This is a genomic window from Stenotrophomonas sp. Steno-Z1 (assembly GCF_056393175.1).
Map to the genome: position 1 here is coordinate 1 of NZ_JBWJPB010000013.1, position 19437 is coordinate 19437.

Here is a 19437-nt window from a genome sequence, read left to right on the forward strand (position 1 = left end):
GGCAGGCGACGGACGCTAGTGGGATGTTCTACAACTACCAACGGGATTATGATCCGGCGGTGGGGCGATACGCGCAGAGTGATCCGATTGGGCTGGCGGGCGGTTCCTCAACGTACAACTATGTTGAAGCGCGACCAACAGGTCTGCTTGATCCACTTGGATTGCGCGCGAAATGCGAGTGTCTTGGCAACGGAAAGGCCAACATCAACATTAATTTTAATTTTGTTGGTGAGGGCGCTACTCCTGAGGTGGTCAGCGCGATGAGGTCCTCGATCGAAACCAATTGGTCGGCTCCGGGATTCAGCGTCACAACTAGTCTAGGAGGGTGGCGCGCTTCAAAAATTACTGTTCCAACTGGCAAGGGTCGCTCTTTCGTCAAAGGAAATAATGGGACTTGGTACGCAGATGAAGATCCTTGGGTAGCGGAGCATGAGGGCGGGCACCTAATGAGGCTCGAAGATCGTTATGACGAGATCGTGCGGGGAGTGACAACTCCTCATGTAGGCTGGGAGGGAACAATCATGGCGGAGCATAAGGGAGTAATTACGCCTGCGGACAGGCAGGCGATCCTGGATGCGTTCGGATGCAGATGATAAAAGGAAATGGGATGGCCATTAATCGATCAAGCTTGTGTGTCATGGCATTGTTGGTTCTATCTGCTTGCGCAACCGCGAGGACAGGTGAATCCGTCAAGATTAACGTTTCCCGGTTGGTCGACAGTACTACGAAATCTTCGCGCTCCCAGATGAACGCGATGGAAGAGCTCGAGTCTCTGGGCGAGCCGGCAATTCCATACATCGTTTCTCATCTTAGTGATATGCGACCTGTCGCCTCAAGGAGCATCACATTCACCAACAAGTCGCAGCAGTCCTTTGAGGCGTTTCGCCATTACAAGCCAGAAACGGTTCACGACGCTCTTTCGGCGCTTTTAAATCAGATGACTGGACAGAGATTTGAGTCTGTATCCAATGGTGCGACTTCTGTTCAGCGGCAGGAGAATGTACGTGAATGGGTGCGTTGGTGTAAGCAGGCCTATCCTGATCAAGCGACGCAATGCGAGGGTGGGTGACTCCGGATAGGGTGGCAAGAATGGCACAGGCACCAGTGCATCGGTCACGTACGCCTACGACACACTGGGTCGATTGACCCAGACCAAGGACGGCGCCACCGACGTGGCGATCGAGACGTATGCCACGACGCCACCGGCAATCGCACCGCGCTGACCACAACGGCGGGCACCGCCAGCTACACCTATCCGATGGCCAGCCGCCGCCTGCTCGCCGTCGATGGCGAGGCGCACGATCACGACGCGGCAGGCAACACCATCAGCATTGGCGGCAAGGCGTTTCAGCCGCTGCAGCGCGCCATCTGGCTGGACAACTATCCGGTTGCGTTGATCAATGCACCGAGTGCTGGCGTGCCGGAAGTGGCCTACGTGCAGCCGGACCACCCGGCCACCCCGCGGGTGGCGGTCGATCCCGTTCGTGATGTGGCGATCTGGGAGTGGAGCAGCAAGAGCGAGGTGTTTGGTAACCAGGTGCCGAACGCGGATGCGGATGGGGACGGGGTTGGCTTCGAGTTGGCGCTGCGCTTCCCCGGCCAGCAGGCGACGGACGCTAGTGGGATGTTTTATAACTGCCAGCGCGATTACGATCCGACGGTGGGGCGGTATTCGCAGGGTGATCCGCTGGGGTTGAATGGAGGAATAAATGCCTATTCATATGTAGGTGGAGCGCCAGTCTCTTACGTGGATGCAGCAGGTCTATTCAGATATCATCCGTGGGTTAATTCAAAATATCCGAATACTGTTGCCTATCTGAATGGCCTTAAAGATCGGATGACTCCGAGGAAGTACTTGAGGTTTGAGTGCTTTGGTAAAATTGGTCGGCAACATTTGGATCAGCTTCTTGAGGAGTGCGGTGGGCCGGTGGTGACACCTAAGTACCTGCCTCATGATCATGGTAGCTATACGCCTGGGCAGGGTGAAATTTTCATCCTTGAAAGTCACTTCGATAGATTTGAAGCTGGCGATAGAAGTCAGGATTTATTGGATAATATAAATCGTACGCTTGAGCATGAGCTGGTGCATTTTACTGAGAATTTTTGGAACAAGAACAGATATTCTGGTGGGGAGGGTTGGGGGTATGAAAAATTCGTCTATGGAGCAGGGATCCCGCGCCAGCCTTGAATTCTCTGTTTTTATGGCGTGGGCATGTTTAGTAGTATCATTGGCTGGATGCTCGCGAGTGCCTAGTCAGGCTTCTCTTAAAAGGTGCGATTCCGATGCGGTTGCTGTGATGCAGGCTGTGTCATTAAACAGGGAGTTTAATAACTACGCGTCTGATCATTTTAACTCTTCAAGCATTGTTGTTCTCTGGGACTCAATGCCGCAAGGCATGGAAATTTGCGAGCAGCAGTCTGTTCGTTTCAAGTTTGCCCGTTCATCCTCAAAATTTGATCGTAATTCTGCGTTTATATATATAGGAAAGCTGTATGTAGATGGGGATGCAGCTTTCGTTGAGCTTGGGTTTCCGCCCACCGGCAAAAGTGGAGATGCTTTCTTGAGGCGGCAGTCGGGAGCGTGGCTCGTTACGCAGTCGGCTTTGTGGGAGAATTAGCTGGCATAGATTTTTCGTTGCCATTGACCCTGGGCCCACGCCTGCTGCTCGATTTTGGGCTCGGGGGAGGGCAATGTTCGGCGTTATGTCTACATCCAGGTGAGGCGACTGGCTGCGCTGATATAACCAGGGCAGCGTCGCCGATCACGTCCGCGATCTCCAAGGGCGCATCAGCCAGATCGGACTGACCCGCCCCGGCCAAGGCCGCCAGGTTGTTGTGAGCCAGATGACGCACGCTGAGTTCGGACCCGTCACCGGCTGGACCTATGGCAACGGCCGCCAGCTACAGCGCCCGCTCGACCTCGACTACCGCCCGCAGGCCGTGCATGACCCGGCGGCGGGCGGACTCTCGCTGAGCTACGGCTACGACCCGGTCGGTTCGATCACCGAACTGAAGAACGGCGCAGGCATCGGTGTCCTGGCCAAGCACGGCTACGACACGCTGGGTCGACTGACCCAGACCAAGGACGGCGCCACCGTCGTGGCGATCGCGGCGTATGCCTACGACGCCACCGGCAATCGCACCGCGCTGATCACAGCGGCAGTCACTCCCATCTACACCCGCTACAGCGACGCCAACCGCATGAGCGCGGTGAAGCAGCCAGGGGCGGTTGTCGAGAACTACACCTGCAACAATTGCAGGGAGCGTGTGTGGCGCGCGCCTGTCTCGGGTGACCCGCAAGTCACGGTGTATGACGACGCGGCGCAGTGGATCGGCAACTATGGTGCGACAGGGCAGTCGCTGCAGGAGGCCATCTGGCTGGACATTCCTGGATGCGTTTGGATGCAGATCAAGAAAGGGAAACAGGATGGCCATTAATCGATCAAGCGTGTGTGTCATGCCATAGCTGGTTCTATCTGCGTGCGCCACCGGGAGAACAGACGAATCCATGAAGATTCGTGTGTCCCGGTTGGTCGACAGTGCCACGAACTGCGAGGGCGGGTGACTCTGGATAGTGGGGGCTTGATTACGCAACCCGACGTACGGGCATGTGTAGTCGAGCAAGGGCGTCGATCTGCAATGAGCCTATGTCGTCATCCACGAAGAATGAATCCCGCCAAGTGGCCGATGTCAGGCCGTGCGGAAGATCGCCTGGCGGTTCCATCAGAGCGTCGAGGCAGACACCGCCTGGTGCCACATGCGGCGATGCGGCGCGCACCGCTGCATCCTGGCCCAGCGTGCAGTGCTCGGATAGCACAGCCGTCGACCTTGGCCCGTACCCGGGGGCGTAAGGTACGATCCCCCCACACTCTGCTGATCGTCGGGGACATGCCATGGCTGTCGATGTGCTGGTGGTACGGGAACGCGCGCCGGGCGAGCGACGCGTGGCGATGACGCCGGAAACGGCGCGCAAGCTGTCCGCCTTGGGCGCGACGGTATGGTTCGAGCCCGCCGCCGGACAGGCCGCCGGGTTTCCTGATCAAGCGTATCTGGACGTCGGCGCGCAGTTGGCCGACGACGCACGTCTGGCCCTGGCCGACATCGTGCTGTGCGTGCAACCGCCGGACAATGCGCGGTTGGCCCAGCTCAAATCCGGCGCCAGCCTGGTGGGCATGCTGCACCCGCAGGCCGATGCCGAACGCGCCGGGTTGATCCAGTCACGCGGGCTGCAGGCCTTCCCGCTGGAACGCCTTCCGCGCACCACCCGCGCCCAGTCGATGGACGTGCTGAGTTCGCAGGCCGGCATGGCCGGTTACAAGGCCACGCTGATCGCCGCGCAGCGCGCCCCGCGCTTCTTCCCGATGCTGACCACGGCTGCCGGCACCATTCGGCCGTCGCGGGTGCTGGTGGTCGGGGCCGGTGTGGCCGGCCTGCAGGCCATCGCCACCGCACGTCGGCTGGGCGCGCAGGTGGAGGGCTTCGACGTGCGGCCGGAGACCCGCGAGCAGATCGAATCGCTGGGCGGCAAGTTCCTCGACCTGGGCGTGAGCGCGGTCGGCGAGGGCGGCTATGCGCGGCCGCTGACCGAGGAAGAACGCGCCGAGCAGCAGCGTCGGCTCGGCGAGCACCTGCGCCTGGTCGATGTGGTGATCTGCACCGCGGCGGTGCCCGGGCGGCCGGCGCCGAAGATCGTCACCACGGCGATGGTGCAGGGCATGAAGCCGGGCAGCGTGATCGTCGACCTGGCCGCCGAGACCGGCGGCAACTGCGAGGCGACCCGGCCGGGGGAGGTGGTGGACGTCAACGGCGTCACCATCGACGGGCCGCTGGACCTGGCCAGCCTGGGCGCGGTGCACGCCAGCGAGATGTACGCGCGCAACCTGTACAACTTCGTCGCGCTGTTCCTGAAGGACGGGGCGATCGGTTTCGACTGGGACGACGAACTGCTGGCCAGGACCCGCTGGGTGGCCGGCGGTTGAGGGAGAAGCAGCCACGCATGGCGTGGCGCTACCGGGTTGCTGCTGGCATTACCGGGTCTCTGCCACCACACGCGTGGTGACGCGGCCCCGCCAACCCCGTCAGCGCTTCGGCGGCGGGGTCTCCTTGGCCGGATTGGCCTTGAGCCAGTCCTGGCGCTGGTCGGGCGTCATCTTCGACCAGCGCTCGCGCAGCTCGTCGCGCTGGGCCGGGGTCAGCCCGCGCATCTGCGAGAACAGCGCACGGGCCTGTTCGCGCTGTTCCGGGCTCATGTTCTCGAAGCGGTGCCGACCGCGCCGGGCCAGCTCGCGCTGTTCGGGGGTCATGCTCTGCCAGCGCTGGCCGTGCTGGAGCATGCGCTCGCGCTGCGGGGGCGGAGCATCGTTCCAGCGGTCGCGCACGGGCGCGATCAGCGCCTCGCGCTGCTGCGGGGTGAGGCGCTCCCAGTCGGGCAGGGGCGCACTCTGTGCCCAGCCGGCCGCGCTTGCCGACAGCAGGACCAGCGCCAGGATCAGTCGCGGTGTCATGTTCACTCCATTGCCAGGTCGGTCGTGCCCAGCCACACGTACAGGTCGGGATTCTCGTCCAGCACGTCGCTGCTGTCATCCACCGTGGCGGCGGCCGTGGGCGCAGCCGGCGTGGTCGGCGGGTTGACGGTGAAACTGTAGCCCAGGGCCAGGGCGGCCACGGCCGAGCAGGCGGTGGCCATCCACCAGCCGTGCGCCCGCGTATGTCGCGGCGCGGCAGCGCTGCGTGCGCTGCGCAGGCGGGCCAGCGTCGCCGGTGAGAGCTGCTGCAGGGCCTGTGCATGCAGCGCGCGCAGGGCGGTGTCATCGTGGATGGGCGGGGTGACGGGGCGGCTCACAGTTCGATCTCCAGGTGCTGCTGCAGCGCTTGTCGGGCGCGCGAAAGATGGGTTTTGACCGCGCCCTCGCTGCAGCCCATGGCCTTGGCGGTGGTGGCGCCGTCCAGCTGCTGCAGTACCCGCAGGGTGAAAGCTTCGCGCTGGCGCGCCGGCAGTTCGCGCAGCGCCTGTACCAGTTGCGCGTACTGCTCGCGCTGCTCGTGCGCTTGCGCCGGGCCGGGCGCGGAATCGGCCCAGTCGATGTCATGGTCGCCGCCTTCCTCGTCGCTGCTGCGCCAGAAGCGCAGGCGGAAGCCGCGTCGGCGCTGCAGGTCGACCACGCGCCGGCGCAGGATGCTCCAGAACAACGGCGCCCACTCGGCGGCCGGCTTGTCCTGGTAGGACAGCATGCGCAGCATGGCGTCCTGCACCGCGTCCAGCGCATCGTCGCGTTGGCGCAGGCCGGCCTCGGCGAAGCGGAAGGCGCGCGGGCCGATCCCGGCCAGGAACGCGTTCAGCGACACCGGCAACGCGGCGTCGGCCTGGTCGGGCAGTGTCTGCAAGGTAGGGCTCACCAGCACAGGGTAGCGCTCGCGCAGGGGGATACGGTGAGAACGCCCCGGCGGCCGATCGGTTGACCGGCCTGCAGAACGGTTCAGCGCATGGTTATGATGGGGGGACGGGATCACCGCCTGGGAGAGTGACTGCAATGAGCGACGGGTTCGTGGCGTTGTACATCTTCATGCTGGCTGCGATCGCCGGCCACGTGATCATTTCACGGGTGCCGGTGATCCTGCATACCCCCCTAATGTCCGGCTCCAACTTCATCCACGGCATCGTGCTGATCGGGGCGATGGTAGTGCTGGGGCACGCGCAGACCCCGCTGGAGAAGATCATCGGCTTCATCGCCGTGGTGCTCGGCGCGGGCAACGCGGCCGGCGGCTACGTGGTGACCGAGCGCATGCTGGACATGTTCAAGCCCAGCGCCAAGCGCGACGCCGGGGAGAAGTCGCCTTGAACGTGAGCACCGCGCAACTGCTGCAGTGGCTGGTGCAGGTGAGCTACCTGGTGGCCGCCACCCTGTTCCTGCTCGGCCTGCAGCGCATGGCCTCGCCGATGACCGCGCGCAGCGGCATCCGCTGGGCCGGGCTGGGCATGCTGATCGCCACGGTGGCCACGTTCTTCCTGCCCGAACTGCACAACATCCCGCTGATCCTGGCGGCGGTGGCGATCGGCACCGGCGTGGCGTGGTGGTCGGCCAAGCGCGTGGCGATCACCGACATGCCGCAGATGGTGGCCCTGTACAACGGCATGGGCGGCGGCTCGGCGGCGGCGATCGGTGCGGTCGAGCTGCTGCGCTTCTCGTTCCTGGCCAACCGCGATACCACCCATTGGAGCGAACAGGCGCTGGCCGACCTGGCCGCACGCCAGCCGTCGGCCACCGTGTTGGCCTTGGCGGTGATCGGCTCGGCGATCGGCGCGGTCTCGCTGTCCGGCTCGATCATCGCCTGGGCCAAGCTGGATGGTCGCCTGGACCGCCGCGTCACCTTCCCGGGGCAACAGGCATTCAATCTGCTGGTCGCACTGGCGATGGTGGTGCTGGGGGTCTGGGCGGCGGTCACCCTGAGCCCGGTGGCGATCATCAGCTTCTTCGTGGTGGCGCTGGCGCTGGGCGTGCTGATGACGCTGCCGATCGGCGGCGCCGACATGCCGGTGGTGATCTCGCTGTACAACGCGTTCACCGGCCTGGCGGTGGCCTTCGAAGGCTACGTGCTGGGCAACGAGGCCTTGATCATCGCCGGCATGATGGTCGGCGCGGCCGGCATCCTGCTGACCCGGTTGATGGCCAAGGCGATGAACCGGCCGATCAGCGGCGTGCTGTTCTCCAACTTCGGCGGCGGCGGCGTGGCGCAGGAAATCAGCGGCGCGCAGAAGCCGATCGAGGCCAGCGACGTGGCCGCGATGCTGGCCTTCGCCGAGCGCGTGGTCATCGTGCCCGGCTACGGCATGGCGGTGGCCCAGGCCCAGCACAAGGTGTGGGAACTGGCCCAGCGCCTGCTCGACCGCGGCATCAAGGTGAAGTTCGCCATCCACCCGGTCGCCGGGCGCATGCCCGGGCACATGAACGTGCTGCTGGCCGAGGCTGGCGTGCCCTACGACCTGATCGCCGACATGGACGACATCAACCCGGAGTTCCCCAACACCGACGTGGTGCTGGTGATCGGCGCCAACGACGTGGTCAACCCGGTCGCACGCACCGACCCGGCCAGCCCGATCTACGGCATGCCGATCCTGGACGTGGTCAACGCCCGCAACGTGGTGGTGATCAAGCGCGGCAAGGGCACCGGTTTTGCCGGCATCGAGAATGCGCTGTTCTACGCCGATAACGCGCGCATGCTGTACGGCGATGGTGCCGGCGCGGCCAGCGCGCTGGTCAGTGAACTGAAGGCGCTCGACGGCGGTCATTGAGGTCGCCGCAGGACGGGCACTACCGACGACGTCTCCGACGCGTCGCCCCCTGGGTCAGGGGGCGACGCCGAAGGTGCGGGGGGGGCTGGAGGGGCGAGGCCGCGGGGGTATCCCTTTGCGCGGCACACCGAAGGATGGGGAGCGCCAACGCGCAAGCGTTACCGCGCCAGCCACCCGCCCACGACCAGGGCCACCAGCACCCACAGCGCCTCGGCGACCCCGTTGGCCAGCCCGAACAGGGTCCAGGCCATGAACGGGCCCATCCGCAACGCTGAATCCCACGGCGCCAAGCCCATCGAGCCGCCGACGTAGGCCGACGCGATGCCCCAGTTGGCCGCCACCACCACCAGCAGGGTGCCGACCAGGGTCACCGCAACCCGCGCCGAGCCGGCAGGGAAGCGGCTCAGGCGCAGCATGAACACGATCTCCAGGGCCGCCAGGACCGCCATCCAGCCGGTCTGGCGGCCACTGAGGAGGGCAATGAACACCCAAGCCAGGGTGGCCGTGGCAACGCCAATCAGCAACATCGGGGGCCAGAGCCAGTGATGGCCGCGGGCAGGCACGGAGGTGGGCGTCATGCAATCTTCCTGTGAGAGGCCACAGGATACCGACTTGCGCGGTGACCGGCGCGTTGGCGGCCACTGGGCTAAAATGGTCGCCTTGCGGGAATTGGCCGCGACCCCCATATCGATCCACATGTACTCCCGTAGCAGTGAACCCGTCCACTTCGAACGCGACTGCGAGGCCGTCATGGTCCCGCAGGGCGAAACGGTCACGCTGCCCGCCGGCAGCTATGGCTACATCACCCAGGCCCTGGGTGGGAGCTATACCGTGTTCGTCGAAGGCAATCTGTTCCGCATCGCCGGCAAGGACGGCGACGCCATCGGCAAGGAACCGCCGCCGGCGCTGGAACTGCCCGACAACGCCTCCGATGAAGAAGTCGAAAAGCTGGTGTGGCAGCAGTTGCGCACCTGTTTCGATCCCGAGATCCCGGTCAACGTGGTCGAGCTGGGCCTGGTCTACGAGGTGGAGATCAAGCACCTGGATGCGGGCCAGCGCGAGATCGACGTGAAGATGACCCTGACCGCACCCGGCTGCGGCATGGGCGAAATCCTGGTCGACGACGTGCGCAGCAAGCTGGAAATGATCCCGACGGTGGCCGAGGCCGACGTCGAGCTGGTGTTCGACCCGCCGTGGAACCAGCACATGATGTCCGAAGCGGCCCGGCTCGAGACCGGCATGCTGTAATGGCCGGCTGCGGCACGCCGCCGCGGCCAGCGTTCCCCGTAACCAGAACAGGAAATATCCGGTGTCCCAGTCTTCCGTGAGCTTCAACACCACCCGTTCCGCCACGCCGCGCAGCAGCGAGGAGCGCGAGCGCATCCTGGCCGCGCCGGGCTTTGGGCTGCACTTCACCGACCACATGGTGGAAGTGCGCTGGGACAAGGACACCGGCTGGCACAACGCGACTGTGCGCCCGTACGGCCCGCTGCAGCTGGACCCGGCCGCCGCGGTGCTGCATTACGGCCAGGAAATCTTCGAAGGCATCAAGGCCTATCGCCATGCCGACGGCTCGATCTGGACCTTCCGCCCGGACGCCAACGGCCGTCGCCTGCAGCGTTCGGCGCAGCGCCTGGCGCTGCCGGAGCTGCCGGTGGACATCTTCGTCGAATCGCTCAAGCAGTTGATCGCCGTGGACGCCAGCTGGGTGCCGTCGGCCGACGAATCCAGCCTGTACTTCCGTCCGTTCATGATCGGCGATGAAGCCTTCCTCGGCGTGCGCGGCGCGCACAAGGCCGGCTACTACGTGATCGCCAGCCCGGCGGGCCCGTACTTCGCCAAGGGCGTGGCCCCGGTGTCGATCTGGCTGTCCACCGAGTACGCGCGTGCGGCCAAGGGCGGCACCGGCGCGGCCAAGTGCGGTGGCAACTACGCCGCCTCGCTGCTGCCGCAGCAGAAGGCGCAGGCACAGGGCTGCTCGCAGGTGCTGTTCCTGGACCCGGTCGAGGGCAAGTACCTGGAAGAACTGGGCGGCATGAATGTGTTCCTGGTCTACAAGGACGGCACCCTGGTGACCCCGGCGCTGTCGGGCAGCATCCTGGAGGGCATCACCCGCGAGAGCATCCTGCAGCTGGCCCGCGACCGGGGCATGAAGGTCGAAGAGCGGAAGGTCACCATCGATGAGTGGAAGCAGGGCGTGGCCTCCGGCGACATCGCCGAAGTGTTCGCCTGCGGTACCGCCGCGGTGGTCACCCCGATCGGCCAGCTCAAGGGCGAGGGGTTCTCGGTGGGCGACCTCAATGCGCCGGCCGGCGAGGTAACGATGTCGCTGCGCAAGGAACTGACCGACATCCAGTACGGCCGCCTGCCGGACCGGCATGGCTGGTTGGTGCGCCTGGACGCGTAAGCGCTTCCGCGCCTCCGCGCCGCAGTAACGCAGAAACGCAGAAACCCGCCTGGCGACAGGCGGGTTTTTTCATGCCCGGCGGTCTGACGGTGGTGATGTCCAGCGGTGGCAACACCGTGAAGGCCCCGACGCGCAAGGGCTGTCCGGGAATTGACGGCAAAGACAGCCGAAAAAGACTTCGGATGACGCGTGTTGACCGGTTCGGAAACGCGAAGTTCCTTCACTTTCACAAACCTTCGACACGAGAAGTCTCAGATCCGACATTTCATGTCGCTGAAGTGCGGCTGAAACATTGTTGATCGCGCATCAAGCCACTAGCGTCGGCAGGGTCGGTTGATTTCAGGGGAACCGATCCACCCACCGGCTCCGATCCGCGCCATCGCCATCAACAGCCCCCGGATCGGGACTGGACATTCAGCCGCGTTCGCGGCATCCACTGTCTGAAAGGGAAATCCGATGTCTCATGATTCGCAACCCCGTTTGCGTCAACGTGCATTGGTTGTACTGGGCGCGTCCGTACTCTCGACCCTGCTGTTGGCCGCCCCGGCGTTTGCCGGCGATGTGCAGCTGAGCGGCCTGTCGTCGGCCCCGACGCACGAGCGCTTCATCGTCAAGTACAAGGACGGCGCCAGTCTGGTCGCCACGCCGACCGCGTTGGCCAGCTCGCTGAAGGCTGCTGCGGCGGCGGTGCCGGCTGCGCAGGGTCGCGCGCTGGGCCTGCAGAAGCTGCGCCAACTGGCCATCGGCCCGACCGTGGTCAAGGCGGACCGTCCGCTGGATGCCGCCGAAGCGGAGCTGCTGATGCGTCGCCTGGCCGCCGACCCGAACGTGGAATACGTTGAAGTAGATCAGCTGATGCACGCCACGCTGGTGCCCAACGACACGCGGTTGTCCGAGCAGTGGGGTTTCGGCACCAGCAATGCCTCGATCAATGTGCGTCCGGCCTGGGACAAGGCGACCGGTACCGGCGTGGTCCTGGCGGTGATCGATACCGGCATCACCAACCACCCCGATCTGAACGCCAACATCCTGCCCGGCTACGATTTCATCAGTGACGCGGCGATGGCGCGCGACGGCGGCGGCCGCGACAACAACCCCAACGATGAAGGCGACTGGTACGCCGCCAACGAGTGCGGTTCGGGCATCCCGGCCTCCAACTCGAGCTGGCACGGTACCCACGTGGCCGGCACCATCGCGGCGGTAACCAACAACAGCACCGGCGTGGCCGGTACCGCCTTCAATGCCAAGGTCGTGCCGGTGCGCGTGCTCGGCAAGTGCGGCGGCTACACCTCCGATATCGCCGATGCGATCGTGTGGGCCTCCGGCGGCACCGTCAGCGGCGTGCCGGCCAATGCAAACCCGGCCGAAGTGATCAACATGTCGCTCGGCGGCACTGGCACCTGCTCGACCACGTACCAGAATGCGATCAACGGCGCGGTCTCGCGTGGCACCACCGTGGTGGTGGCCGCCGGCAACAGCAACGCCAATGTGTCCACGTCGGTGCCGGCCAACTGCGCCAACGTGATCGCGGTCGCCGCGACCACCTCGGCCGGCGCGCGCGCCAGCTTCTCCAACTACGGCGCGGGCATCGATATCTCGGCGCCGGGCCAGGCGATCCTGTCCACCCTCAACAGCGGCACCACGGTGCCGGGCACGGCGTCCTACGCGTCCTACAACGGCACCTCGATGGCGGCGCCGCACGTGGCCGGCGTGGTCGCGCTGGTGCAGTCGGTGGCACCGACCGCGCTGACCCCGGCGGCGGTGGAAACGCTGCTCAAGAACACCGCACGGGCCTTGCCGGGCGCATGCAGCGGCGGTTGCGGTGCGGGCATCGTGGACGCGGATGCGGCGGTCACGGCGGCGCTGGGCGGGACCAACCCGAACCCGGGCACGGGCACCGTGCTGCAGAACAACGTGCCGGTCACCGGGCTGGGCGCGGCCAGCGGGGCGTCGCTGTCCTACACGGTCACGGTGCCGTCGGGCAGTTCGCAGCTGAAGGTGAGCATCGCCGGCGGCAGCGGTGATGCCGATCTGTACCTGCGCTCGGGCAGTGCCCCGACCGACAGCGCCTACAACTGCCGCCCGTACCTGAGCGGCAACAACGAGACCTGCACGATCACTTCACCGGCGGCCGGTACCTGGTACGTGCGGGTGAAGGGCTATTCGACCTTCTCCGGGGTCACCCTGACCGCGCAGTACTGAGCCCAGATCCCTCTCCAATGGGCACGCCCCGGTTTCGGCCGGGGCGTTTTTTTTGGGGATTGGTTTTTTTAGAAGCTAAAAGCCGAAGCCGAAGCAGGATCAACGGCCGCGAGTTCGTGCCTGGTCTGGCTTGGGCGGGTACGGGTGGGTTGGCGGGACACGCCGCAAGTACGTCCGTGTAGGCTCGCATGCGCCATCCATGGCGCATGACGGTCCCGCCAACCCCCCCGTACCCACCCTTTGACAGGGTGCTGGTGCGCAGTGAAAGAGCGGAAGCGGGAAGCGGGAAGCGGGAAGCGGGAAGCGGAAAGCGGAAAGCGGAAAGCGGAAAGCGGCGGCGCCGGCGTTGTTTTCCCGCATTGCTTCCACGGCTACCAGCCAACTGTCGAGGGTGGGGGTGTGTGAGGGTGCGGGACCGTCGTGCGCCATGGAGGGCGCACGCGAGCCTCCACGGACGGATTTACGGCGTGTCCCGCACTCTCACACACCCCCGCCCAGCCCAGGACGCTCGAGGCGTGCGGCTTTTAGAAGCCGCAGCCGATCAGGCTTCTTCAAACCGGTTGGCGGCCACGTTCTTGCGCACGTGTTCGGGATTCCAGATGCGGCCGTTCATGGCGATGTACACACCGCTTGCCAGCGACTGCACCGCGCCGATCGCGCAGCCGATGTTGAACTCCGCGTCCGAGCCGCGGAAACGCGCCGGGCTCAGTGCGCCGGTCATCACGATCGTTTTGTCGGCGATCGACTTCAGTACCTGCCCGGTCTGCACCATCGAGTCGGTGCCGTGGGTGACGAGTACGTGGCGGGTGGGCTGCGCGGCGATGGTCGCGCGGATCAGTTCGCGGTCGTCGTCGGTGATGTGCAGCGAGTCCTTGCGCAGGATCGGGATGACGTTGAAACGGAAGGTCACGCCCAGCTCGCGCAGGATCATCCCGATCTGCGGATCGCCGATCTGGTAGTCCGACTTGTCGTCGAAGTAGATCTTGTCGATCGTGCCACCGGTGGTGATGATCAGTAGTTCTTCCATTGCGGGCATCCTGGATAGCGGTCAGAACCGCGCGGGCAACCCGCGCCGGGATGCAGATGATACGACCGCCGGCGCCGCCCCGCAGCCGTAGCGACGCGTCGGCTCAGCGCTTGCCGAAGCGGCGGCGCAGGCCCGGCGTGCTCGCCACCCCGATCACCGCCAGGGCCAACAGCAGCTCGGCCCAGGCCCAGCCGGCGGTTTCCGGGTGGCTCCAGGCACTCATCACCCCGTGGCTGAACCAGAACAGCGCCAGCACCCCGGCCCAGAAGGCCGCCTTGCCGCGCCGCAGCCACACGCCCAGGGCAAGCAGCAGCGGCGGCAGCGTGAACACCAGTTGCGTGGCCAGCCAGTGCCTGTCGTGGGCGAACCACAGCGCATACACCGCGGCCAGCGCGATCAGCAGCAGGGCCAGCGCCGCATCCTGGGCGCGACCCTTCATGCCAGCCGCCGCGCGATGTCGGCCACACGCCGGCCCAATGCGCGCGCCAGGATCGCCTCGTCCTCGCTCGGCACCGGGTTGTCGTCGGCACCGGCCACATGGCTGGCGCCGTACGGCGTGCCCCCGGTGGTGGTGTGGCTCAGGGCCGGCTCGGTGAAGGGAATGCCCACGATCAGGCAGCCGTGGTGCAGCAGCGGCACCTGCATCGACAGCAGGGTCGATTCCTGCCCCCCGTGCAGCGATGCGGTGGAGGTGAAGACCGCCGCGGGCTTGCCGGCCAGGGTGCCATTGACCCATTCGGCGCCCAGCCCGTCCAGGAAATGCTTGACCGGCGCGGCCATGTTGCCGAAGCGGGTCGGGCTGCCGAGGATCAGCCCGTCGCATTCGGCAAGATCGCCGATCTCCACGTAGGGGGCGCCATCCTCGGGCACGGGCGGGCGGGCAGTCTGCGTCACCGCCGCCACCGGCGGCACCGTACGCAAGCGCGCGCTCATGCCCGGCACCTCGCCGATGCCGCGCGCGATCTGGCGGGCCAGCCGGGCCACCGATCCGCCACGGCTGTAGTACAGCACCAGGATTTCCGCCATCGCGCCTTCATCTCATCATCGGGACCAGTGGCCAGTATGGCGATGCGATGCGGTCCCGCACACCCCTCTTCAGGTACCCTTGCGCCGATGGAACCCCTCGACACCGTCAATCTCTGGATGGAGCGCGTGCGCGACCGCGCCCGTGCCGCCAGCTTCGGTCGCTTCCTGTGGCGGCGCTTCCTCGACGACCGCCTGTTCCAGGCGGCCGCCTCGCTGGCCTACACCACCGTGTTCGCGCTGGTGCCGCTGGCCATCGTGGTGTTCGGCGTGCTGTCGGCCTTCCCGGTGTTCGACCGCTGGAGCGACCAGCTCAGCGACTACGTGTTCTCCAACTTCGTGCCCAATGCCGCGCGCGCAGCAGAGGGCTACCTGCGGCAGTTCTCGGCCAGCGCCGGCCAGCTCACCGCCGCCGGTTTCATCGCGCTGGTGGTCTCGCTGCTGATCACCCTCAACAGCGTGGAGCAGACCTTCAACCAGATCTGGCGGGTCAGTTCGGCGCGGCCCACGCTGACCCGCTTCCTGGTTTACTGGACCGTACTGACCCTGGGCGCCATGCTGGCGGCCGCCTCGCTGGCCGTATCGGCGCGGGTGTTCGCGCTGCCGCTGTTCGGCACCAGCGAAGGCCGCTGGCTGGCCAATTTCGCGCTGACCGTGGCGCCGTTCCTGATCGAGTTCGTGTGCATCATGCTGGTCTACCGGGTGGTGCCGCACCACGTGGTGAAGTGGCGCCATGCCATTCCCGGCGCGATCCTGGCCGCGGTCATGCTGGAACTGGTGAAGTGGGGCATGGGCGCCTACCTGGGCAGCTTCCAGTCCTACCAGAAGCTGTACGGCACGGTCGCCTTCGTGCCGATCCTGCTGCTGTGGATCTACCTGTGCTGGGTTTCGGTGTTGCTGGGGGCCTCGCTGGCGTCCTCGATCGCCGCCTTCCGCTACCAGCCGGCCGATCTGCGCCTGCCCACCGGCTACGAGATCTACGGCCTGCTGCGCCTGATCGGGCGTTTCCAGCAGGCGCGCCGCGACGGGCGCAGTCTGGACGATGACGAGATCCTGCGGCTGGAGCCGATGCTGACCGACTCGCTGCTGCAGACCATGCTCTGCGACCTCGAAGCGATCCGCGTGGTACGCCGCGACGAACGCGGCGAGTGGCTGCTGGCGCGCGACCTGGACAAGCTCACCCTGGCCGACCTCTACGAAACCACGCAGATGCGCATCCCGATCCGCGAGGCCTACCTGCCGTACCGCGACGACAGCCTCGGCCAAGCCTCGGTGCTGGCGCTGGACGCCCTGCGGCTACCGCTGCGCGAACTGCTCAAGCGTCGCGTCAGCGACATCTACACCCTTCCCGGAGACACACCATGACCGCCAAGCCGCTGCTGCTGGCCGTGGGCCTGCTGGCCCTGGCCGCCTGCAACAAGCCCGCCACTCCTCCCCAGGCGGCTGCGCCGGCACCTGCCGCGGCCCCGGCAGTCGTCGCCGCGCCCCAGGCCCCGGCGGCGGCTGACGCCGCACCGACCGACCGCAAGACCGTCGAAAGCCCGACCCTGACGCTGCCGGCGCTGGATGGCAGCACCTACGACCTGGCCGCGCATCGCGGCAAGTGGGTGGTGGTCAACTTCTGGGCGACCTGGTGCGCGCCGTGCCGCAAGGAAATGCCGGAATTGTCGGCCCTGCATGCGATGCGCAGCGAGATCGAGGTGGTCGGCCTGGCCTACGAGGACATCGAACCGGCCGAGATGAAGGCCTTCCTCGACAAGCGCCCGGTGACCTATCCGATCGTGATCGTGGACACTTACAACCCGCCGGAGGACTTCGCCATCCCGCGCGGCCTGCCGCTGACCTACCTGATCGCACCGGACGGCAAGGTCGCCAAGGAATTCCTCGGCCCGGTCACCGCGCACGACATCGAAACCCGGATCGCGCAGGGCGGCTGACGCCGCCCCGGGGTCATTCGGCCAGCGGATACGGCTCGATCGGTTTCAACGCATCGAAGTGTTCCTTGTGCAGCTTGCCCTTCAACGGCGGCAGCGCCAGCTCCGGTTCGTCCACGCGGGTGTCGGGCAGGCGATCGAGCAGGTTGCGGATCAGTCCCAGCCGGCCGCGCTTCTGGTCGTTGAAATCCACCAGCGTCCACGGCGCTTCGTCGCGGTGGGTGGCGCGCAGCATCGCCTCGCGCGCCTCGGTGTAGGCGCTGTACTTGCTGCGTGATTTCAGGTCCACCGGGGACAGCTTCCAGCCCTTGAGCGGGTCGACGTGGCGCTCGGCGAAGCGCTTTTCCTGTTGTGCCTGGTCCACGCTGAGCCAGTACTTGAACAGCAGGATGCCGTCATCGATCAGCAGCTTCTCGAACACCGGGGCCTGCGCCAGGAACGCGTGGTACTCGCTCTCGCTGCAGTACCCCATCACGTGTTCGACGCCGGCGCGGTTGTACCAGCTGCGGTCCATCAGCACGATCTCGCCGGCGGCCGGCAGGTGCGCCACGTAGCGCTGGAAATACCACTGGGTGCTCTCGCGGTCGGTCGGCTTGGGCAGCGCCACCACCCTGCACTGGCGCGGGTTGAGGTGTTCGGCGATGGCCTGGATGGCACCGCCCTTGCCGGCGGTGTCGCGGCCTTCGAACAGCACCAGCACGCGCTGGCCGGTGTGCTGGGCCCAGCGCGCCATGGCGATGAGTTCCAGCTGCATCGGCTCCAGCAGGGCCTGGTACTCCTTGCGTTTGAGCTTGCCCATCGGCGTGCCTCGGTCGTTCACGGGAAAGACCGAGCCTAGCGCAGCGGTGGGTCAGGGCGTGTGTGCGCCCTGCCAGCCACGTTCGCGCGCCATCGCCTCGACCGCGTCGGTGAGGTCGCTGGCAAAGCCGGCCATGTCGAACATCCTGCTGTCCACCCGGCGCTGGGCCAGTTCCGCGCGCAGTGCCCGCAGCGCCGGCGGGTCGTTGCCGAGTGCGATGGCGGTGGCGACGAACGACGCGTCATCGGCAACGTTCAACCGTGCCAGGCCGAGGTGATGGTTGAGGCTGCCGGCGACGCGCGAGGCAAAGGTCGCCCCCGGGCAGGTCAGCACCGGGCAGCCGGCCCACACCGCATCCGATGCAGTGGTGTGGGCGTTGTAGGGGTGGGTGTCCAGGAACAGGTCGGCATGCTGGTAGCGCGCGAGGTACGCCGGGTGCGGGGCCTTGGGCATGAACACCAGCCGCGCCGGATCCAGCCCGGCCTGGCGCGCCGCACCGCGCAGGCGCGCATCGGCGTTGCCCGGGCCGGACAGCAACCACAGCACGCTGCCGGGCACGCCGTGCAGCACCGCGAACAGGCGCTGCACGCTGCGCGGATTGAGCTTGTAACTGTTGTTGAAGCAGCACAGCACCACGCCGCTGGCCGGCAGCCCGCAGGCCTCGCGCGAGGCCGGCGGTTGCAGCACGCGGGTGGTGTCCGAGGGCTGGAACGCACGCGGCAGCCGGCGCACGGTCTCGCTGAAGCCGGCCTCCAGCGCGGGTGGCAGGACGAACGCGTCCGCCAGCACGTGGTCCATCCATGCCGCGCCGGAGGTGCCGGGATAGGCCAGCCAGTTCACCTGCACCGGCGCCGGGCGCATCGCCAGCACCTGCGGGGTGCCGCCGCCGCCCCAGCCGCGCAGGTCGAACAGCACATCGATGCCGGCGGCGCGGATGCCCTCGGCGATGCGCTGGTGCGGTTGCGCGCTGACGTCATGCCACTGGGTGGCGGCCGCGTGCAGGCGGCTGCGGATGTCGCTGCCATCATCGCCATTGAGGGCGAACAGGTGCAGGTCCAGCGTGCCCAGCGCGCGCAGCTGCTCGAACAACGCCACGGTCAGCAGCCCGGTCGGATGGGCGCCGAAGCCGTTGGACAGGAAGCCCACGCGCAGGCGGCCCTGGCGGCGCACCGTGGCGGCGGGCAGCGGCCGCACGCCGGCGGCAATGGCGGCCGCGCGTTGCCGCGCGCAGGCCAGCTGTTCGGCCGCGCTGCTGTCTTCGCTGAGGAAGGCGAACGGCTCGACGGCCGCCTGGCCGCGGGCGACGGCCTGCCGCACCTGCGCCGACAGCCGCTCGATATCCCGCCAGTCGCACAGCCGGCGCTGCCAGTTGAGCAGCTGCGCGGTGATGTAGGGCTCGGCCGGCAGCAGCGTGTGCGCGTGGCGATACGCGTCGGCGGCCGCTTCGGGCTGGCCGGCGTCTTCCAGCGCGTGGCCCAGCCACAGCGCGATACCCGGATGTTGCGGGGCCAGGTCGGCGGCCTGGCGCAGCGCGGTGGCGGCCTCGGCATGGCGGCCCTGCATCCAGCGCGCGCGGCCCAGCCGGGCCAGCGCTTCGGGGTGCTGCGGGCGCAGTTGCAAGGCGCGCGCGGCCGCCTGCTCGCCGGCCAGCACATCGCCGGCTTCCAGTTCCGCGTCGGCCAGCATCACCCAGGCGATGAAGTCGGCTGGCTGGCGTTGCACCGCCAGTCGCAGCTGCTGCCGATCCGGCTCCAT

General features: G+C 66.5%; 19 protein-coding genes and 2 pseudogenes. 12 read left to right on the top strand and 9 right to left on the bottom strand.

The features are described 5' to 3' along the window. The 5 genes and pseudogenes from AC06FD_RS19930 to AC06FD_RS19950 all read left to right on the top strand — a co-directional run. Positions 1 to 593, top strand: a 593-nt coding sequence (locus tag AC06FD_RS19930; protein ID WP_478078700.1) for an RHS repeat-associated core domain-containing protein, incomplete at its 5' end; no start/stop codon positions are given. 44 nt (positions 594 to 637) lie between these two features. Continuing rightward, positions 638 to 1069, top strand: coding sequence for a hypothetical protein (locus AC06FD_RS19935; RefSeq protein WP_478078701.1), 432 nt, complete (start codon positions 638 to 640; stop codon positions 1067 to 1069). A 16-nt stretch (positions 1070 to 1085) separates the two neighbouring features. Next, positions 1086 to 1765 (top strand): annotated as a pseudogene (locus AC06FD_RS19940) (RHS repeat-associated core domain-containing protein); the annotation flags it as partial. Between the two features lie 913 nt (positions 1766 to 2678). Then, positions 2679 to 3384 (top strand): annotated as a pseudogene (locus tag AC06FD_RS19945) (RHS repeat-associated core domain-containing protein); the annotation flags it as partial. Positions 3385 to 3893: 509 nt separating this feature from the next. Further along, positions 3894 to 4979 carry an NAD(P) transhydrogenase subunit alpha gene (locus AC06FD_RS19950; protein WP_449335355.1) on the top strand — a complete coding sequence of 362 codons (1086 nt, stop codon included), beginning with the start codon at positions 3894 to 3896 and terminating at the stop codon, positions 4977 to 4979. Positions 4980 to 5078: 99 nt separating this feature from the next. On the opposite strand, the gene AC06FD_RS19955 is transcribed toward AC06FD_RS19950, so the two are convergent. Genes AC06FD_RS19955 through AC06FD_RS19965 form a run of 3 tightly spaced genes read right to left on the bottom strand, consistent with a single transcriptional unit; the run spans position 5079 to position 6384 of the window. Further along, the gene (locus AC06FD_RS19955; RefSeq protein WP_478078702.1) at positions 5079 to 5504 is read right to left on the bottom strand and encodes a DUF3106 domain-containing protein; all 426 of its coding nucleotides are present in this window, start codon (positions 5502 to 5504) and stop codon (positions 5079 to 5081) included. A 2-nt stretch (positions 5505 to 5506) separates the two neighbouring features. Beyond that, complete coding sequence (locus AC06FD_RS19960; protein ID WP_394164632.1) at positions 5507 to 5842, bottom strand: hypothetical protein; 336 nt, start codon at positions 5840 to 5842, stop codon at positions 5507 to 5509. After that, positions 5839 to 6384, bottom strand: a complete 546-nt coding sequence (locus AC06FD_RS19965) for an RNA polymerase sigma factor (RefSeq protein WP_478078703.1) — start codon at positions 6382 to 6384, stop codon at positions 5839 to 5841. Before AC06FD_RS19965 ends, AC06FD_RS19960 begins: the two co-directional genes overlap by 4 nt. A gap of 146 nt (positions 6385 to 6530) precedes the next feature. Here AC06FD_RS19965 and AC06FD_RS19970 point away from each other — a divergent pair, with 146 nt between their 5' ends. Beyond that, positions 6531 to 6839 (top strand): NAD(P) transhydrogenase subunit alpha part 2, encoded by a 309-nt coding sequence (locus AC06FD_RS19970; protein ID WP_478078704.1) that lies wholly within the window; start codon positions 6531 to 6533, stop codon positions 6837 to 6839. Continuing rightward, complete coding sequence (locus AC06FD_RS19975; RefSeq protein WP_394164635.1) at positions 6836 to 8290, top strand: NAD(P)(+) transhydrogenase (Re/Si-specific) subunit beta; 1455 nt, start codon at positions 6836 to 6838, stop codon at positions 8288 to 8290. Before AC06FD_RS19970 ends, AC06FD_RS19975 begins: the two co-directional genes overlap by 4 nt. 158 nt (positions 8291 to 8448) lie before the next feature. Here AC06FD_RS19975 and AC06FD_RS19980 read toward each other — a convergent pair whose 3' ends face one another. Then, the gene (locus tag AC06FD_RS19980; RefSeq protein ID WP_259209035.1) at positions 8449 to 8868 is read right to left on the bottom strand and encodes a hypothetical protein; all 420 of its coding nucleotides are present in this window, start codon (positions 8866 to 8868) and stop codon (positions 8449 to 8451) included. A gap of 118 nt (positions 8869 to 8986) precedes the next feature. On the opposite strand from AC06FD_RS19980, the gene sufT reads away from it, so the two are divergent. The 3 genes from sufT (at position 8987) to AC06FD_RS19995 (ending at position 12899) form a co-directional block, all read left to right on the top strand. Next, the gene (gene sufT / locus AC06FD_RS19985; RefSeq protein ID WP_259209034.1) at positions 8987 to 9538 is read left to right on the top strand and encodes a putative Fe-S cluster assembly protein SufT; all 552 of its coding nucleotides are present in this window, start codon (positions 8987 to 8989) and stop codon (positions 9536 to 9538) included. A gap of 61 nt (positions 9539 to 9599) precedes the next feature. Continuing rightward, positions 9600 to 10697, top strand: coding sequence for a branched-chain amino acid aminotransferase (locus tag AC06FD_RS19990; RefSeq protein ID WP_259209032.1), 1098 nt, complete (start codon positions 9600 to 9602; stop codon positions 10695 to 10697). Positions 10698 to 11153: 456 nt separating this feature from the next. After that, the gene (locus AC06FD_RS19995) at positions 11154 to 12899 is read left to right on the top strand and encodes a S8 family peptidase (protein ID WP_259209031.1); all 1746 of its coding nucleotides are present in this window, start codon (positions 11154 to 11156) and stop codon (positions 12897 to 12899) included. A 541-nt stretch (positions 12900 to 13440) separates the two neighbouring features. Here the strand turns inward: AC06FD_RS19995 and AC06FD_RS20000 are convergent. From AC06FD_RS20000 to wrbA, 3 genes are all read right to left on the bottom strand, one after another. Continuing rightward, positions 13441 to 13926: an asparaginase domain-containing protein gene (locus AC06FD_RS20000; RefSeq protein WP_259209029.1), complete on the bottom strand. Its 486-nt coding sequence runs from the start codon at positions 13924 to 13926 to the stop codon at positions 13441 to 13443. A gap of 103 nt (positions 13927 to 14029) precedes the next feature. Further along, positions 14030 to 14365: a DUF2069 domain-containing protein gene (locus tag AC06FD_RS20005; protein WP_259209024.1), complete on the bottom strand. Its 336-nt coding sequence runs from the start codon at positions 14363 to 14365 to the stop codon at positions 14030 to 14032. After that, entirely contained in the window at positions 14362 to 14952 is a 591-nt protein-coding gene (wrbA, locus tag AC06FD_RS20010) for an NAD(P)H:quinone oxidoreductase (RefSeq protein WP_259209022.1), read from the bottom strand. The genes AC06FD_RS20005 and wrbA overlap by 4 nt, the downstream gene beginning before the upstream one ends. A gap of 87 nt (positions 14953 to 15039) precedes the next feature. On the opposite strand from wrbA, the gene AC06FD_RS20015 reads away from it, so the two are divergent. After that, complete coding sequence (locus tag AC06FD_RS20015; RefSeq protein ID WP_394164638.1) at positions 15040 to 16314, top strand: YihY family inner membrane protein; 1275 nt, start codon at positions 15040 to 15042, stop codon at positions 16312 to 16314. Further along, positions 16311 to 16886 (top strand): TlpA family protein disulfide reductase, encoded by a 576-nt coding sequence (locus AC06FD_RS20020; protein WP_478078705.1) that lies wholly within the window; start codon positions 16311 to 16313, stop codon positions 16884 to 16886. The genes AC06FD_RS20015 and AC06FD_RS20020 overlap by 4 nt, the downstream gene beginning before the upstream one ends. 13 nt (positions 16887 to 16899) lie before the next feature. On the opposite strand, the gene ppk2 is transcribed toward AC06FD_RS20020, so the two are convergent. Then, positions 16900 to 17682: a polyphosphate kinase 2 gene (ppk2, locus tag AC06FD_RS20025; protein WP_449336113.1), complete on the bottom strand. Its 783-nt coding sequence runs from the start codon at positions 17680 to 17682 to the stop codon at positions 16900 to 16902. Positions 17683 to 17733: 51 nt separating this feature from the next. Continuing rightward, positions 17734 to 19437: an O-linked N-acetylglucosamine transferase, SPINDLY family protein gene (locus tag AC06FD_RS20030; protein ID WP_478078706.1), complete on the bottom strand. Its 1704-nt coding sequence runs from the start codon at positions 19435 to 19437 to the stop codon at positions 17734 to 17736.